The organism is Kribbella qitaiheensis (assembly GCF_014217565.1).
Classification (GTDB): domain Bacteria; phylum Actinomycetota; class Actinomycetes; order Propionibacteriales; family Kribbellaceae; genus Kribbella; species Kribbella qitaiheensis_A.
Genome location: NZ_CP043661.1, coordinates 4,168,307 through 4,183,963 on the forward strand (window position 1 = coordinate 4,168,307; position 15,657 = coordinate 4,183,963).

The following is a 15,657-nucleotide window of genomic DNA, read 5'->3' on the forward strand; positions in this document are numbered from 1 at the left end:
GGTCCGCATGAGTGTGGATATCCGACGGGCGGCTGACCGATTCCGGACCGAGAGCGAGTGGCTCGATTCACACCACTCGTTCTCCTTCGGGCCGTACTACGATCCCGCCAACGTCGGCTTCGGCCTGTTACTGGTACACAACGACGAAGTGGTTGCCCCCGGCACCGGATTCGACACGCATCCGCACCAGGACCTGGAGATCGTCACCTGGGTACTGCGCGGCGCTCTGGTGCACCAGGATTCCGAAGGCCACAACGGCATCGTCTACCCCGGCCTGGCCCAACGCATGAGCGCCGGCAGCGGAATCCACCACTCGGAGAAGAACGACGCGGGCGAACCTGTCCGATACGTCCAGATGTGGGTCCGCCCCGACGAGGTCGACCTACCCCCGTCGTACCAGCAGGCCGAGGTCGACGACGCCCTATCCACCGGCGAACTCGTCCCAATCGCCTCCGGCCTCTCCAAACACGCGGGCACGACGGCCGTCCGCATCAACCAACGCAACGCAGGCCTGTACGCCGCCAGGCTCACCCCCGGCGCAAGCGTCGCCCTCCCCACGGCCCCTTACGTCCACCTCTTCGTAGCCCTCGGCACCATCACCCTCGAAGGTGCCGGCGCCCTCGGCCCCTCCGACGCCGCCCGCCTGATCGCCTCCGACGGACCCCAGGCCACCGCAAGCGCCGAGGGCGCAGAAGTCCTCATCTGGGAAATGCACCCGTAACCCGCCCGCCGTACCTCAGTCCGCCACTCTCCTCGCTTCGCGCAGACGCGGTGCTTCCCACCTCCTGTCGGGGTTACCCCATCGGTATGCCAGTGGGGGAACCCCCACACCAGGGGCGAACCCCCACATCAGTGGGTTGAGCACACCCAGCCGCTGCAGCGACGGAAGGTGGAGCGCGAGGCACCCGACGGGGCCAGCCTTGGCGGCGAGGAGCCCCTGAGCGGCGACGGGGAGCTGCGACTACGGGGCGACGGAGGAGCCCCTGAGCGGCGACGGGGAGCTGCGACTACGGGGCGACGGAGGAGCCGCGAGGCGTAGTACCTAGTCGGTTTGTTCGGTGAGGGTCCAGACGTGGTTGAGGGGCTGGGTGCCGTCCGCGTTCGTGGCGAAGGATTCTACGAATTGGCTCATGTGGGTTTGCCAGCGCTGGTCCACCGGGTCGTTCGCGAGTTGAGCGACCGCGGCTGGATAGTCATCGCAGTCGACCAGATGGAACAGATCGCGGCCGCTGCGCCAGATGCTCCAGTCGCGGATGCCGGCTCGGTTCATCACCGTGATCAGCTCGGGCCAGACTCGGGCGTGCTCGAGTTCGTAGGCCTCTTCGGTACCGGGGATCAGCCGGCTGTGCAGTGCTAGGCGGGTCACAACGCAGCAGAATACGCCCGGGGAGTGATCGAACCGTTATTCGATCTCAGCGTGATCGCCTCGACGTGGCTGATGCTCCCTGGCAGGGTTTGGGGGCTGTCTGGCAAACGACTTCCCGGAGGGTCGATGGTCGAGCGGAACACGCCGTGGCCGCCTGGTACGCCGAACTGGGTGGACCTGGCCGCGGACGACCCTGCTGCCGCCGCGGAGTTCTATGTCGGCCTGTTCGGCTGGAACTGTCAGCACCGGAGTTCCAGCGACTACTTCGTCTGCGGCCTGGACGGCGAGGATGTAGGCGGGATCGGGCCGAAGCAGCCCGGCATGGAGCAGTTGCCGAGCCGCTGGACCACCTACCTCGCCACCGACCAGGTCGAGCACACGCTGGACGTCGTACGGGCTGAGGGTGGGCGCGAACTGGTCGCGCCGCAGGACATCGCCGTACAGGGCCGGATGGCGATCGCAGCCGATCCGAACGGCGCGATCTTCGGACTGTGGCAGGCCGCTGAACACATCGGCTCCGAGCGCCGGTCCACGCCGGGGTCGCTGGTCTGGAGCGAAGCGCTCAGCCGGGACCACGCCACCGCCAGGAAGTTCTACATGGCGGTGTTCGGCTACCGCTCCGAGGAAGTCGGCGGCTACGACACGCAGTACGCCGCCCTGTACGCCGCCGACCGCCCGGTGGCCGGGACCGGTGAACTCCATCCGGACATGCCGCCCGACACGCCACCGCACTGGCTGCCGTACTTCGCGACCGCAGCCGTCGACACAACAGTGGCGCAAATCGTCGCCGGTGGTGGAGCGCTCATCGGCAGTCGGCTGGACACGGATTTCGGCCGGATGGCGGTACTCGCCGACCCGGAAGGCGCCCGCTTCGCGGTGATCCAGCTCGGCTGATCATTTTTCTTTGCATGGCACGCTGGTCACTTGTTCTGAGTGTGTACCCGTCGCCATGCGAGAGTGGAGAGCGTGAAGCGAACTGCTGCGATCGTCTGCCTGAGTGCCGTGCTCGTCACCGCCGGCTGTTCCGACAGCAAGTCGGGCAGCGATGGAAAACCCGACCCCAACAACGAAAAGCAGGCCTCCGCGTCGGCCGTCAAGGCCTTCGCCGCCGCCTGGGTCAAGGCCTGGGCGCCGGACGGCAAGCCGGACGAGGCGGCCGCGCTCACCGACGCGCCGACCACGTTCGGGCCACGACTGGACTCGGTCGACACCGCTCTGGTCGCACAGTCCGTGACCGTCACCCCACAGGGTGACCCGAGCTGTTCGGACGGCTCCAACTGCACCCAGGACCTCGCCGTCGAGGCGATCCTGCGCGGCATCGGCACGATGAAGTGGACCAGCAAGGCGACGGTGGTGAAGACCGGCGACGCGTGGAAGATCAAGGCGTCCGGCGACACGATCTACCCGGGTCTCGGCGACGCGAACTACCTGAAGCGGGTCCGCACCGTCCCCAACCGTGGCTCGATCGTCGACCGCAACGGCAAGCTGCTGACCTCGAACCGGCCGGTCGTGATCGTCGGGGTTGCCTCTGGCAACGTCGCCACCGCCGCGACGTACGCGGCCTTCACCAAGAACCTCGACGTCGACGGCGCCAAGCTGTGGAAGCGGGCCAAGGGGCTGCCGACCGGCCAGTTCGTCGACGCGATCACGATCCGCGCCGAGGAGTGGGACAAGCTCCGCGCCACGATGGGCAAGCTGCCCGGCATCCTGACCATGGGCGGTACGGCCTCCCTGCCGGAGAGCCCGACCTTCGCCCGGTCCGTGATCGGCACGATGAAGACGGCGACCGCGGAGACCCTGAAGAACGCGGGTCCGACGGCGTCCAGCTCCGACCAGGTCGGCACCACCGGTCTGCAGTACTCGTTCCAGCAGCAACTAGCCGGTACGCCGGGTGGCACTGTCACGCTGCGAGACGGCAAGACCAAGATGGCGGTCAAGGAGGTCTTCAAGCAGACCGGCAAGCCCGGCGCCGCCGTGAAGACCACACTCGACACCACCCTGCAGCACTTCGCCGAAGCCGCCTTGGCGACGAGCAAGCTGCCCGCGTCGCTGGTCGCGGTACAGGCTTCGACCGGGCAGGTCCTGGCCGCGGCGAACGGCCCGACCGCGACGAACTACAACCGGGCGTTCCAGGGCCACTACGCGCCGGGGTCGACCTTCAAGATCGTCACCTCGGCCGCGCTGCTCGGCACCGGTGAGACGCAGAACTCTGTGCTGCCGTGTACGAACACGATCAACGTCTTCGGCAAGACCTTCAAGAACTACGACGGGCTCGCGCCGTACGGCAACGGCACCATGGAAAAGGCGTTCAACCAGTCCTGCAACACCGCCTTCATCTCCCAGCACGGCAAGCTGCCGGCCGACGGGATGACCAAGGCGGCCGCGATGTTCGGGATCGGCCAGGAGCTCAACCTCTCGATTCCGGCGTACGGCGGGGAGGTGCCGGCCCCGAAGGACGATGTCGCCGAGGCCGCGTCGATGATCGGCCAGGGCACCGTCACGGCGAGCCCGCTCGGGATCGCGCTGGTCGGCGCGGCGGTGAAGAACGGCACCGCGATGAAGCCGGTTCTGGTGCCGGGCAAGGATCCGGCCGGACCGGCTGCGGGAGCGTTGCCCCCGGCAACCACCAACGCGCTCCGGGCGATGCTGCGGAGCACCGTCACCAACGGCACCGGACACATCCTGGGCGGCAGTGGCGTCGTCTCGGCCAAGACCGGTACGGCGGAAGTCGTGTCCAACGGCAAGGTGATCACCAACGGCTGGATGGTCGGCTACCGCGGCGACGTGGCCTTCGCCGTCATCGTCGAAGGCGGTGCCTCCGGCGGCAAGGCGGCCGGCCCGATCCTTCAGAACTTCCTCAGCCGCTTCAAGTAAGCAGCAAGAAACCAAGAACCCTCGTCCGGCCGGACGAGGGTTCTTGCTGATTCCAGGATCAGAAACTCAGGATCTCGGTGCTGGCGGCGGTGAGGTCGGGCATGGTGATGGTCACCAGGTCGAGGTCGGTCGGGTGGCCCGGAGACTGGAAGAGGCGCAGGTCTCGGTGTTTGCCGGCTGATTCCAGCATCGTGCGGATGAAGCGGGCGTTGCCGAGTTCGTCGATCCGGCCATCGGAGCAGACCTGGTCGAGGACCCCGGTGAGTGCGGCCACGCCGTCATCGGTGAGGTGGTCGCCGTTGTTGTGGGCCAGCCGGAGCGCGATCTCGCGGAGCTGGTCGGCGGTGTAGCGGGGGAAGTCGATCCGGGTGGAGAACCGGCTGCGCAGACCTGGGTTCGCCTCCAGGAATTCGGCCATCGGCTCGGAGTACCCGGCGACGATCACCACCAGGCGGTCGCGGTCGTCCTCCATCCGCTTCAGCAGGGTGTCGATCGCCTCGGTGCCGAAGTCGTTGCCGCTGCGCTTCTTCCGCAGCGCGTAGGCCTCGTCAACGAACAGCACGCCGTCCAGCGCGGAGTCGACGACCTCGTTCGTCTTCACCGCCGTCTGGCCGATCCACTCGGCGACCAGGCCGGACCTGTCGGTCTCGATCACCGTGTCCGCGGCGAGCAGCCCGAGTGCGCAGTACAGGCGGGCCACGACGCGGGCGACGGTGGTCTTGCCGGTGCCGGGTGGGCCCGCGAAGATCAGGTGGCCGCCGAGCTTCGCGGTCGGCAGGCCGCGCTCGGCCCGCATCAGCCCGGCCCGGACCTGCGCGGCGACCGCGGACACCTGACGCTTGACGTCCTCCATCCCGACATTGCGGTCGAGCTCGTTGAGGATGCCCTGGACGGCGCCCCAGTCGGGCTGGCGGTGCAGGGTCGGCTTGCTCGGCTGACCGCGACGGATCTGCGGCGCGGCCGGGCCTGTACTGCGGGGTGCCGGGCGGGTGTCGAGTTTCAGGTCCGAGTCCGCGAGTGCCTCGGCGACCTGCCGGTGCGCGTTGTTGCGTTCGTAGACCCACTCGAACTGGCGGAGCGCGTTCTCCTCCCGGGCCGGTGCCGCGGTAGACGAATCCGAGGTAGTACTCCGCGTCGACCTGCACCAGGTGGTTGAGGTGCTGGCCGGCCGCTTGCCGCAGTACGGTCTCTGCTTCGCTCCACTGCTCGACCGTGGCCAGCACGACGCCGAGCCGGAGCATCGCCTCGACGCCGATGTGGCCGTCCGGCGGGACCTGCCGCAACTCGGCGATGGTGACCTCGTACTGCTTGCGCAGCATCGCGACGGTGCTCTGCAGGAAATGCCTGCGGGTGTCCTCGATCACCTCGGCGACGGCTTTCGCAGTACCGTCCGCATCTCCCGCGGCGAACCGGCGGAGGGCCTCGGCGTGCCAGACGTGGTCCGTGGTCTCCAGCGAGTGGGTGAACCACCAGCCCGCCTGGAAGTTGGAGCTCAGCCGGCGCTTGTCCGCGTCGCGTTCCTCACCGAAGCGTCCGACGCCGGCGACCAGCTTGTCCAGAGCCGTCTCGTGATCGCCGCCGGCCGCGTGGAATCCGAGCCAGGCATCCGTCATTCCCGGGTCCAGCTCCACCGCCCGGGTGAAGGTGTCGAGCGCGGCCGGCTTGTCCGGCGTCGCCGCCTCCTCGCCCGCCTTGGCGAAGCCGAGCTGCTTGGCGCCGCGTACCCACAACCCCCGAGCCCGCCGTCGCCCCAGCAACCCCGCCGACTGCTCCGCCATACCGACTACTCCCTGTCCGAGGTGAGACCCCGAGCATCCTCTCATCCGAGGGGTGCCGAACGGGCAGGGACGGACAGGTTGAGGAGTAGCTGAGAGTTCGCTCAACTGACGGTGAGACGGGGGATTTCGTCACCTAGAGTTGCTGAATGGAGACCCTGACCTGCCCAAGTGCCAAGGCTCGATGCGGACGTACGAGCGCAGCGGCATCACCGTCGACCAGTGCACGGAGTGCCGCGGCATCTTCCTCGACCGGGGTGAACTCGAGCGGCTCGTCGACGCCGAGGTGGCCTTCAACGCCCCGGCTTCAGCCCCTCTACAGCAGCAGCCGCGGTACGAGGAGCGCAAGTACGATAAGGACCGGCGCGACGATCGGAGCTACGGCAACCAGCAGTACCCGCGCAAGAAGAAGAAGTCCTTCTTCGAGGAACTCTTCGACTGATCAGTGCGGCCGGCAGTGCAGCGCCGGTTCGCGTTCCTCTTCGGTGCTGCCGCCCCACACGCCGTACATCTCACCGACGAGATCGGCGTGCCGCCGGCATTCCCGGCGTACCGGGCAGGTGCCGCAGAGCGACTTGGCGAGCATCTCGCGGGCATGTTTTCGCATCCCTCGCTCGGACTCGGCGGCGAAGAACAACTCGGGGTTGACGTCCTTGCAGGCGGCGTGATCCTGCCATTCCCAATGCTCGACAAGCGGGTAGGGCAGGCCGTCCGGCGCCTTCGTGACCGCGCCTGCGGGCGGCTTGCGCCGGGTCATGGGCGGATCCGGAAGAGCTGGGCCATCGACAACACCTCAGACTGATCGACAAACCCCACGGCTGTCTGCAGAACCGCGGGCTCCATCTCTGGTACCCGCTCACAAACGTCTTCACACCGGCTCCAACCAGGCTTCACCCACGGTGACGGGGCCGGAAGACGGCAACGAAAAAGGGGCCCAAGGCAAGCGCCTTGGGCCCCTGGGTGATCAGCTCACTTGCTGATCAGGATCCGCATCGACGTGCCCTGCTGGGTGACGACCCTGATCTTGACGCCCGCGTGCGGTACCTTCACGCCGTACGACGGGACGTCGGCCGACCAGAAGTCCAAGCGGTCGTCGAAGACCGGCACCGCGGCCGCACCACGAACGTAGTTCTTCTGACCGTTGATCGTCAGGTTGAACGAGTCCGACTTCTGCAAACCGAAGGTGGAGTCGTAGCTCTGCACCGCCGTCTTCCAGAACGCGCCGGTCAGGTTCACCCGCAGCGTCGGGTTCGCGTCGATCGGCAGCCACTGGCCCTCACCCGGATGCACCGCTGTCTCATTGTCCTTCTGCGAGGTGTCCCAGTACGAGACGAGCAGGCCGTCCTCGTACGGGTAGTGCTCCACCCAGTCCGGCCGCGGCGTACCGACGAAGCTGTACGGCCCGTACTTCAGGTACTTGTTGAACGAGCTGTAGGTGTAGTTCGACGCCAGGTAGAAGTTGTCGTACTCGTTGGTGACCGAGTCGCCGACCGCCTGGAACCCGGTCGCGGTCCAGCCGTTCGCACCGTTCTCGGCCCCGTCGTCGACGAGAGTCTGCCCACCCGCGGTGAGCTTGATGTCGTCGGCGAAGAATCCGAGCCCGTGGGTGCCGGCGTCGGTCGCGTACCGCAGGCGCAGGTCGATCGTCTTGCCCGCGAAGGTGGACAGGTCGAACTCGGCCGGCTTCCAGCCCTTGCTGTCACCGTCGATCCCGTTCGCCTCGGCGGCCTTGGTGATGCTGCCCGGGACGGCCTTCCAGCCGGACCCGTCGTTCACCTCGACGTAGGCGTAGTCGCAGGGATCGGGTCCGCAGTCCTCGATCTCCCAGTTCGCCTGGAAGGTCAGCGACGCACCCCCGGGCGGCAACGTCACCTTGCGGCTGAGCGTGTTGTTCAGCTTGTCGTCGGCGCCGCTCCACCACGACTTCGTGCCGGTGACCGGCTTGGCCAGCTGGGTGGTGACCTTCTTCTTGGGCAGCACCACGACCACGCCCTGGGCCTTCTTCGAGTTGAACTCGTGCGGGCCGAGGTCGATCGACCGGGTCTGGCCGGCCTTCACCGTCTCGTAGTCGAGCCAGCCCAGCTGCAGCTTGTCCCAGGTGCCCAGGTCCTGCGGCTTCAGGCCGATCCCGATGTCACCCTTCGCACCGGCCCGGTTCTGCGCCATCACGCTCCACCAGTTCACCGGGTTCTGGCTCGGCTTGCCAGAGGTGTCGTAGTGGTCCGGCAGGCCGAGGTCGTGGCCGTACTCGTGCGCGAAGACGCTCATCCCGCCGTTCTCGGGCTGCATCGTGTAGTCGCCGATCCAGAGCCCGGTCGAGCCGACCTGGACGCCGCCGAGTTTGTTCGCCGACGGGCCACTGGAGTTGTTCTGGAAGGCGTACCAGCGGTGCGACCAGATGGCGTCCTCGCCTTGGTGCGGGTCCCCATTGGCCTGGTCGCCGCCGGAGTGGACGATCTGGAAGTGGTCGATGTACCCGTCCGGCTCGTTGAAGTTGCCGTCACCGTCGAAGTCGTAGCGGTCCCACTGGTCGTACGACTTGAGGGTTGCCTTGATCTGGTCGTCGGTCTTGCCGGCCTTCTGCTGGTCAGCAACCCACTGGTTGACCGCGTCGGCGATCAGGTTCCAGGAGTTGGAGCAGATGTTGCTGGCGCACGGCGTCCCGTTGCTCCGGCCGTAGCGCGCCTCGTTGTAGGGCACCTTGACCCAGTCCGAGACGGTGCCGTCGACGGAGTAGCGACCCGAGGACTGCTTCTCGTAGTACGTCTTCACCGAGTCGCCCTTGCCGAAGTACAGGTCCCGGTAGTGCGCGGGAGAGTAGTCGGCCTGCCAGACGGTCGAGTTGTCCTTCGACCGGTCCGGCGCCGGGATCGCGTTGTGCAGCGGTCCGTCGTACGTCGAGGGGCCGTCGGTGTTCGGGTCGGTGTCCTTGTCCGGGAAGTCCGGGTGCCGCTGGTTCCCGAACTCGGCCAGGATGACGAAGATCTTGTCGGTCTTCTCGCGGGCCAGCTCGACGTACTGGTTCTTGCCGATCCCGGCCGCCTTCAGCTTGCCGCGGGCATCGCGGGCAGCCGGCCTGGCGACCTCCTGGCCGACCTTGACGACCTTGCTGGTCCCGCGCTGCTCGACCTTGGCGGCACCGGTGAGCACATTGGTCATCGCCTCCTGCCGCAGGTCGCGCCGCTTGTCCTCGAGAGCGTTCGGCAGCTCGTCCGGTCCGGCCTTGACTGCCGCCGGCCCTGTCGGCGCGCTGCCGTCGGCGGGCGCCGGGCTCGCGACTGACTGTGGCACCTGGCCCAGCCCGGCTACCAGGGCGATCCCCAGTACTCCGAGGGCCGTCGTACGTGCGGGCTTCAGGCGCACGGTTCCTCCTCATCGGTTCCGCCGAGCTCCCCCGGCGCAGCAGCGTCTCCGGCAGGAGGTAGCCAAAGGCAACGACCTTGCCGGAGACGTAGACGCTGTGACACTAGGCGAGTGCGGTGGGTGTTCGGAAGACTCGTCGCCGCGGGTTAACCCTTGAGCTGCCCTTCGTGGTGAAAACGCGACGAGACCGCAACGAAACTGCCATTTCGACCCCGTCGCGGTTATCGTCAGGCGGGTGAGCAACGCACCGCAGATCACCCTGCGCCTGATGACCGATGAAGAGCTCGCCGGCTGGCGCGAGTACACCGAGGTCGGTTACGCCGACGCGATCGGACCGGCCCGGGGCCTGACGCCCGAGCAGGCACTCAAGCAGTCCCGCAAGGAGATCGGCGAGCTGCTGGCGGAAAGGGAGACGGCCTCGGAGCACCTGATCTGGTCGGCCTGCAGCCCCGACGGGACCGTCGTCGGCAATCTCTGGATCCGGGCCAGGAAGCCGGTCCCGTTCGTCTTCAACATCGAGGTGAACGAGGATCAGCGCGGCCACGGCTACGGCCGGGCGATCATGCTGGCCGGCCAGGAGGAATGCCGCCGGCTCGGTTTCGATCGCCTCGATCTCAACGTGTTCTACAACAACCAGACGGCAGTCAACCTGTACACGTCACTCGGGTACGTCGTGATCTCCCAGCAGATGCGCAAGGAGCTTTAGCTCCCGGCGGCAATCTCCGCTACTGCGTCCAGGTGCTTCGGCTCCCAGCCGAGTTCGCGCCTGGCCGATGTAACCGGATCCTCCGGTCAGAAATACCTTCATGACTTTCACTTTCCTTCCTTTTCGACGCTTCCACTCTGCGTTCGTGACGTCGCGTGGTCCAAGACCTGATCGGTCGGCTGTGATACCCCTGAGGTATGAGCCGCCGGTGGGTCCTGCACGTGGACATGGACCAGTTCATTGCCGCGGTCGAGGTCCGTCGCCGACCGGAGTTGCGTGGGTTGCCGGTGGTGGTCGGCGGCTCGGGGGATCCGAGTCAGGCCCGGCAGGTCGTCGCGACCGCGTCGTACGAGGCCCGTGCCTTCGGGGTGCATTCCGGGATGCCGCTGCGAGCGGCCGCGCGGAGGTGCCCGGACGCGGTGTTCCTGCCGACCGACCCCGCGACGTACGACGCTGCGTCGGCAGAGGTGATGGACACGTTGCGCGAGTTCCCTGTGGTGGTGGAGGTCTGGGGCTGGGACGAGTGTTTCGTCGGTGCGACCACCGACGATCCGGAACGGCTCGCTTCGGAGCTGCGGGCCGCCGTACTGGCCAGGACCGGACTGACCTGCTCGATCGGGATCGGCGACAACAAGGTCCGCGCGAAACTCGCCACCGGCTTCGCGAAACCGACCGGGCCGCCGGCTGTCGACGACGTCGCGCTCTATCGGCTGACTGCGGACAACTGGGCCGAGGTGATGAACCACCGTGGAGTCCGTGAGCTGTGGGGTATCGGCAGCCGGATGTCGGCGAACCTCGCCGAGCTGGGGCTGCACACCGTGGCGGAACTGGCGGCCGCCGATCCCGACGTACTACGGCAGCGGTTCGGGCCGAAGATGGGCGGCTGGTACGTCGCGCTCGGGCGTGGTCTCGGCGACACGGAGGTGACCGACGTACCGCGTGAGCCGGTGTCGCGCAGCCATGAGGTGACCTATCCCGAGGATCTCGCGGATCCGGTCGAGATCGCGGACAAGGTGCGGGAACTGGCGATCGCGCTGACCAAGGAGGTGGTCGCCGAGGGGCAGTCGGTCCAGCGGGTGCACGTGAAGGTCCGGTTCATCTCGTTCTACACACCGATCAAGAGCCGCAAGCTGAAGGAGACCACCCAGGACCCCGAGGTGGTGGCCGCGGCGGCGCTCGCCGTACTGGCGAAGTTCGAGCTGCGGCGGCCGGTCCGCCTGCTCGGCTTGCGGGTCGAGTTCGCCCGGTCCTGAAGGGTCTTTGACGTCGGTCAGGGCTGGAAAGTTGGTGGCGAGATTCTCTGAACTTTCGTTGCGGGCAACGCATCCAAGGCTACGTAGTCAACCGATCTGAAGCCATGGGGGCGTCACCATGAAGTTCAACCTCACCCGCACCGCCGGCCTCGCCGCCGCCGTCGCACTCCTCGCCGGTGGGGGGCTCGCCACCGCCGCCGTCGCCAGTACTTCTGGTCAGGCCAACGCCACGGTCGCGAACACGCAAGCCGCGGTCCCGGCGCTGAAGCCGGCACAGCTGAGTTTCGTGGAGAAGAGCTGGGGTGACCCGAAGACCGACGTCGGCGTGATCACCCTGACGCCGAAGGGCTGGGCCATGGTGAAGCTGTCGACCTTCGAGGCGAAGTTCACCAGCCCGAACAAGCTGTGGAATCTGCGCATCCACGGCAACGCCGCCTCCACGCCGATGAAGCAGGCGGTCGCCGCCAAGCTCAAGGAACTCCATGCCGTCAAGGGTTTCCAGCTGATCTCTCAGACGAACAGCAGCGTCAAGTCCACCAGCCCGTACATGGAGGGTGAGACGTACACCTACGCGACGATCGTCTACTCCTACCCAGACGGCCAGCGTGGCACCCGCCTGGTAGTCGAGCGCATCATCTCCACCTACGCGAACACGCAAGAGTTCGAACTAGCCGCCGGCGGCCGCCCCCAGGACCGCCCCGGCCTAGAGGCCACAGCAAACGCCGCCACCCGCGACTACGTCCGACTGCCGTAACCAGCCCCGGGGGCTGCTCCACGGGGGATGGTCACAGGCCGGGGCCGCGACTCGGGGGAGGTCGCGGTCCGGGTCTGCGGCTCGGGGGGATGGTCACAGGTCGGGGGGCCGCGACTCGGGGGAGGTCGCGGTACGGGGGGCCTGTGGCCAGGGGGCGGGGGGCGTTAGAGGTTGTAGATGCGGCGGGCTGTGGTGGTGAAGATTGCGTTTTGCTCTGCGGGGGTTAGGGCGGCTGTGAGGGTTTCGGCTGCTTGGACCACCTCGGGGTAAGAGGCGGCTAATAGGCAGACCGGCCAGTCTGAGCCGAACATCACTCGGTCGGGACCGAACTCATCGAGGACTACATCGACGTAGGGCTTGAGGTCTGAGACTTTCCAGTCCGGCCAGGATGCCTCTGTGACCATGCCGGATAGCTTGCAGGATACGTTCGGGTGAGCGGCGAGCGAGCGTAGTTCGGTTGCCCAGGGCTCTGGGTCCGCACCGATCACCGGCTTCGAGATGTGGTCGACCACGAAGGTCAGCTCCGGCAGCGCGGCCGCTGTCTCCACCGCGGCAGGCAGGTGCGGCGTCTTCGTCAGCAGGTCGTAGACCAAACCGGCCTCCGCCACCGCCTTCAGGCCGGCCCTTACGTCGTCCCGGCAGAGCCAGCGCGGATCCGCCTCGTCGTGCACCTGGTGCCGGATCCCCTTCAACCATGACCCGTCCGGGCGCTCCTTCAACCCGCTCAGCGCGTCCGCGACCTCGGCCGAGGTCAGATCCACCCAGCCGACCACACCGGCAACCAATTCGTTGCTAGCGGCAACTTCAAGGAACTCGTGTGTCTCCTCCAAGAGGCTGACTGTCTGCACCACCACGGTCGCGGTCACCCCGGCCGCTGCCGCCAACGGCGCGAGATCCTCGACGGAGAAGTCGCGCCGGATGGGATCCAGCTCTGCCCCCACCATCCAGGCCTGCTCCCGAACCGACAGATCCCAGACATGATGATGCGCATCAACCCGCCCACCGCTCCCACCACCATCGACTCCCGCGCTCATGCCGCCATCGTCCTCCGCGCTCATGCCGCGGTTGTTCCTTCTGCGTGGATCAGGCGGATCACCTGTTGGCTCATCGTGTCGTAGTCGTGGTCGTTCGCTACCTCGCCCTGGACTCGGTGGTCCCGCATCACGACCACGCGGTCGGCCAGCGTGATCATCTCGGGGAGGTCCGAGGTGATCAGGAGGATCGCCAGCCCGTTGGCCGCGAGGTCCCAGATCAGGGTGTGGAAGGCGTCCTTCGTGCGGACGTCGATGCCGACCGTCGGCTCGTCGATGATCAGGATCTCCGTCTTCGCCGCCAGCCATTTCGCCAGCGAGACCTTCTGCTGGTTCCCGCCGGACAGCGTCCCGGCCAGCTGCGCGGGCGACGCGATCCGGATCCCGAGTTGCTCGACGTAGTCGGCGACCATCGCCGCCTCGGCCTTGGCCGGCACGTAACCGAGTGCCTTCCGGAGCCGGTCCCAGACCGTCACCGCGATGTTGCGGCTGACCGACTGTTCGAGGAAAACCCCTTCCTCCTTCCGGTTCTCCGTGACATACCCGATCTTGTGGTTGCGCAGGGCATCCCGGACATTCCGGATCCGCACGACCTGCCCGCGCACCTTGACCTCACCCGCGGTGATCCGGTCCAGCCCGAGCAAGGCCTTGGCGAGCTCGCTCCGGCCCGCGCCGACGAGCCCGTAGAGGCCGACGATCTCCCCCGGCCGGACGCTGAGATCCACGTCGGCGTGACCGGTCGCAGTACTGACTCCGGACAACTCCAGCAGCGGAGCTGACTCGGGGACGGTTCGCGGCGGCAGCGCGAGCGCCTCGTGGACGCGGCCGACCATCAGGTCGACGACCTGGTCGCGGGTCAGGTCGGCCAGCGGTCCGGACTCGAGCACCGAGGCGCCGTCCCGCAGCACCGTCACGGTGTCGCAGATCTGGAAGACCTCTTCGAGCTTGTGACTCACGAACAGCACCGAGCGGCCGTCGTTCTTGAGCTTCGCCACCACCCGGAACAGCCGCTCGGCTTCGTTCGGCGTGATCGAGGCGGTCGGCTCGTCCAGCAGCAGCACCCGGCTCTCCACTGACAGCGCCTTCGCGATCTCGACCAACTGCGCCTGCGCGACGGACAATTCGGTCACCGGCTGATCCGGATCGAGGTCCAGATCCAGCTCGGCGAGCCAGCGCGCGGCTTCCGACCGGATAGCACCGCGATCGACGAGCCCACGGGACGTCGGCAGCTTCTGCAACAGGATGTTCTCGCCGACCGTGAAGCCAGGAATCAGATTCCGCTCCTGGTGCACCACGCCGATCCCCGCCGAAGCCGACTCGTGCGGCGACCCGAACTGAACCTCTGAACCGTCGAGAACCAGCCGGCCACCGTCAGGTTTGTAGAGCCCGGTGATGACCTTGATCAGCGTGGACTTGCCCGCGCCGTTCTCACCGAGCAGCGCGTGCACCGACCCGGCTTCGAGCTTGAGCGTCACGCCGTCGAGCGCGCGCACGCCAGGGAACAGCTTGTCCACCCGATCAGCGAGGAACAACGTCATGACACACCTCCGGCCACGGCCGCGTCCGGCGCTTTGACGACCGTACGCCGTTCCTGTCGGCGGGTGCGGACCTGTCCGAGCACCACCGACCCAAGCACCACCGCACCGACCACGAAGTTCACCCAGCTCGGCTCGAGCGAGAACTCCGCTCGGGCGGTGTCGACGAAGCGCACGATGAAGGCGGCGAGCACCGTCCCGAGGACGACCGCGGATCCACCGGTGAGCAGCGCTCCGCCGATGATCGGAGCGGCGAAGCTCGGCAGCAGCCAGTCGCCACCGATGCTCTTGTTCACTCCGGGCGACGACGCGACGGTCAGGATCGCCGCCACGCCGAGGATCGCACCGGACAACGTGTGCGCGATGATCACCGACCGGTCGTTCGAGATCCCGGAAAGCCTTGCTGCGATGGGATTCCCACCCGAAGCGAGCAACTGCCGGCCAGGCACTGTACGACGCAGCATCACCGCGAGCAGCGCCGCGACCACCAACGCCACCAGGAAGATCAGCGGCAGCACCCCGAAGACGGCGTACGAGCCGAAGCTCTTCAGGCCCTGCGGATAGTCGTCGACCGTCCTGGTGCCGACCACGCGGTACTGCACGCCGAGGAGGACGGTCATCGTCGCGAGCGTGACGATGAACCCGTTGATCCGCGTCAGCACCACGAGCAGCCCGTTCACCAGCCCGGCGGCCGACGACAGCAGGAACCCGATCAGCAACGCCAGCGGCACCGGCACACCGTGCTCGGCCATGAGCACGCCCATGGAGACCGCGGCGAATCCACCGATCGCACCGACGGCCAGGTTGAGTTGTCCCACAGCCAGAACCACCATCTGAGCCAATCCGATCAGGACAGGCACAGCAAGGAACTGAAGCAGCACTCTTAGGGAATTCGCTGAGAGCAGGTCACCGTCGGAGGCGATCACCAGCCCGACGAAGAACACCACGCAAATCACCAGCAAGGTCATCTCGGTCGTCCTCGCAAACGTCGAAGCGAAGC

General features: G+C 67.1%; 14 protein-coding genes and 1 pseudogene. 7 read left to right on the forward strand and 8 right to left on the reverse strand.

Annotated elements, in window-relative coordinates; all coding sequences use genetic code 11:
* Positions 1 to 7 precede the first annotated feature (7 nt).
* A complete protein-coding gene (locus tag F1D05_RS19550) occupies positions 8 to 721 on the forward strand; it encodes a pirin family protein (RefSeq protein ID WP_185441646.1) in 714 nt (237 codons plus the stop codon).
* A gap of 321 nt (positions 722 to 1,042) precedes the next feature.
* Here the strand turns inward: F1D05_RS19550 and F1D05_RS19555 are convergent, their stop codons facing one another.
* Positions 1,043 to 1,366 (reverse strand): L-rhamnose mutarotase, encoded by a 324-nt coding sequence (locus tag F1D05_RS19555; protein ID WP_185441647.1) that lies wholly within the window; start codon positions 1,364 to 1,366, stop codon positions 1,043 to 1,045.
* Positions 1,367 to 1,492: 126 nt separating this feature from the next.
* On the opposite strand from F1D05_RS19555, the gene F1D05_RS19560 reads away from it, so the two are divergent.
* Both F1D05_RS19560 and F1D05_RS19565 read left to right on the forward strand, forming a co-directional pair.
* Entirely contained in the window at positions 1,493 to 2,260 is a 768-nt protein-coding gene (locus tag F1D05_RS19560; protein WP_185441648.1) for a VOC family protein, read from the forward strand.
* A gap of 72 nt (positions 2,261 to 2,332) precedes the next feature.
* Complete coding sequence (locus tag F1D05_RS19565) at positions 2,333 to 4,240, forward strand: penicillin-binding transpeptidase domain-containing protein (protein ID WP_185441649.1); 1,908 nt, start codon at positions 2,333 to 2,335, stop codon at positions 4,238 to 4,240.
* Between the two features lie 58 nt (positions 4,241 to 4,298).
* On the opposite strand, the gene F1D05_RS40455 is transcribed toward F1D05_RS19565, so the two are convergent.
* On the reverse strand, positions 4,299 to 5,093 hold the full coding sequence (locus F1D05_RS40455) for an AAA family ATPase (RefSeq protein WP_246485769.1): 795 nt from the start codon (positions 5,091 to 5,093) through the stop codon (positions 4,299 to 4,301).
* 301 nt (positions 5,094 to 5,394) lie between these two features.
* Positions 5,395 to 6,063 (reverse strand): annotated as a pseudogene (locus F1D05_RS42585) (AAA family ATPase); the annotation flags it as partial.
* 136 nt (positions 6,064 to 6,199) lie between these two features.
* Between F1D05_RS42585 and F1D05_RS19575 the strand changes: the two are divergent.
* Positions 6,200 to 6,457: a zf-TFIIB domain-containing protein gene (locus tag F1D05_RS19575; RefSeq protein WP_185441650.1), complete on the forward strand. Its 258-nt coding sequence runs from the start codon at positions 6,200 to 6,202 to the stop codon at positions 6,455 to 6,457.
* Here F1D05_RS19575 and F1D05_RS19580 read toward each other — a convergent pair whose 3' ends face one another.
* On the reverse strand, positions 6,458 to 6,772 hold the full coding sequence (locus F1D05_RS19580; RefSeq protein ID WP_185441651.1) for a WhiB family transcriptional regulator: 315 nt from the start codon (positions 6,770 to 6,772) through the stop codon (positions 6,458 to 6,460).
* 212 nt (positions 6,773 to 6,984) lie between these two features.
* A complete protein-coding gene (locus tag F1D05_RS19585; RefSeq protein ID WP_185441652.1) occupies positions 6,985 to 9,378 on the reverse strand; it encodes an immune inhibitor A domain-containing protein in 2,394 nt (797 codons plus the stop codon).
* A 235-nt stretch (positions 9,379 to 9,613) separates the two neighbouring features.
* Here F1D05_RS19585 and F1D05_RS19590 point away from each other — a divergent pair, with 235 nt between their 5' ends.
* The 3 genes from F1D05_RS19590 to F1D05_RS19600 all read left to right on the forward strand — a co-directional run bounded on the left by F1D05_RS19590 (position 9,614) and on the right by F1D05_RS19600 (position 12,091).
* Entirely contained in the window at positions 9,614 to 10,084 is a 471-nt protein-coding gene (locus F1D05_RS19590) for a GNAT family N-acetyltransferase (protein ID WP_246485771.1), read from the forward strand.
* Positions 10,085 to 10,281: 197 nt separating this feature from the next.
* Positions 10,282 to 11,337: a DNA polymerase IV gene (locus F1D05_RS19595; RefSeq protein WP_185441653.1), complete on the forward strand. Its 1,056-nt coding sequence runs from the start codon at positions 10,282 to 10,284 to the stop codon at positions 11,335 to 11,337.
* A gap of 118 nt (positions 11,338 to 11,455) precedes the next feature.
* Positions 11,456 to 12,091: a hypothetical protein gene (locus F1D05_RS19600; protein WP_185441654.1), complete on the forward strand. Its 636-nt coding sequence runs from the start codon at positions 11,456 to 11,458 to the stop codon at positions 12,089 to 12,091.
* 164 nt (positions 12,092 to 12,255) lie between these two features.
* Here F1D05_RS19600 and F1D05_RS19605 read toward each other — a convergent pair whose 3' ends face one another.
* Genes F1D05_RS19605 through F1D05_RS19615 form a run of 3 tightly spaced genes read right to left on the reverse strand, consistent with a single transcriptional unit; the run spans position 12,256 to position 15,625 of the window.
* Positions 12,256 to 13,149, reverse strand: coding sequence for an amidohydrolase family protein (locus F1D05_RS19605; protein WP_246485772.1), 894 nt, complete (start codon positions 13,147 to 13,149; stop codon positions 12,256 to 12,258).
* Positions 13,146 to 14,660 (reverse strand): sugar ABC transporter ATP-binding protein, encoded by a 1,515-nt coding sequence (locus tag F1D05_RS19610; protein ID WP_185441655.1) that lies wholly within the window; start codon positions 14,658 to 14,660, stop codon positions 13,146 to 13,148. The genes F1D05_RS19605 and F1D05_RS19610 overlap by 4 nt, the downstream gene beginning before the upstream one ends.
* The gene (locus F1D05_RS19615; RefSeq protein WP_246485773.1) at positions 14,657 to 15,625 is read right to left on the reverse strand and encodes an ABC transporter permease; all 969 of its coding nucleotides are present in this window, start codon (positions 15,623 to 15,625) and stop codon (positions 14,657 to 14,659) included. Before F1D05_RS19615 ends, F1D05_RS19610 begins: the two co-directional genes overlap by 4 nt.
* Positions 15,626 to 15,657 lie beyond the last annotated feature (32 nt).

What these genes read in the sequence shown, in the direction of transcription:
- F1D05_RS19580 (WP_185441651.1), bottom strand. Translation starts at nt 6,772, where the DNA reads ATGACCCGGCGCAAGCCGCCCGCAGGCGCGGTCACGAAGGCGCCGGAC.
- F1D05_RS19560 (WP_185441648.1), top strand. Translation starts at nt 1,493, where the DNA reads ATGGTCGAGCGGAACACGCCGTGGCCGCCTGGTACGCCGAACTGGGTG.
- F1D05_RS19550 (WP_185441646.1), top strand. Translation starts at nt 8, where the DNA reads ATGAGTGTGGATATCCGACGGGCGGCTGACCGATTCCGGACCGAGAGC.
- F1D05_RS19595 (WP_185441653.1), top strand. Translation starts at nt 10,282, where the DNA reads ATGAGCCGCCGGTGGGTCCTGCACGTGGACATGGACCAGTTCATTGCC.
- F1D05_RS19610 (WP_185441655.1), bottom strand. Translation starts at nt 14,660, where the DNA reads ATGACGTTGTTCCTCGCTGATCGGGTGGACAAGCTGTTCCCTGGCGTG.
- F1D05_RS40455 (WP_246485769.1), bottom strand. Translation starts at nt 5,093, where the DNA reads ATGGAGGACGTCAAGCGTCAGGTGTCCGCGGTCGCCGCGCAGGTCCGG.
- F1D05_RS19575 (WP_185441650.1), top strand. Translation starts at nt 6,200, where the DNA reads ATGCGGACGTACGAGCGCAGCGGCATCACCGTCGACCAGTGCACGGAG.
- F1D05_RS19615 (WP_246485773.1), bottom strand. Translation starts at nt 15,625, where the DNA reads ATGACCTTGCTGGTGATTTGCGTGGTGTTCTTCGTCGGGCTGGTGATC.
- F1D05_RS19600 (WP_185441654.1), top strand. Translation starts at nt 11,456, where the DNA reads ATGAAGTTCAACCTCACCCGCACCGCCGGCCTCGCCGCCGCCGTCGCA.
- F1D05_RS19605 (WP_246485772.1), bottom strand. Translation starts at nt 13,149, where the DNA reads ATGAGCGCGGAGGACGATGGCGGCATGAGCGCGGGAGTCGATGGTGGT.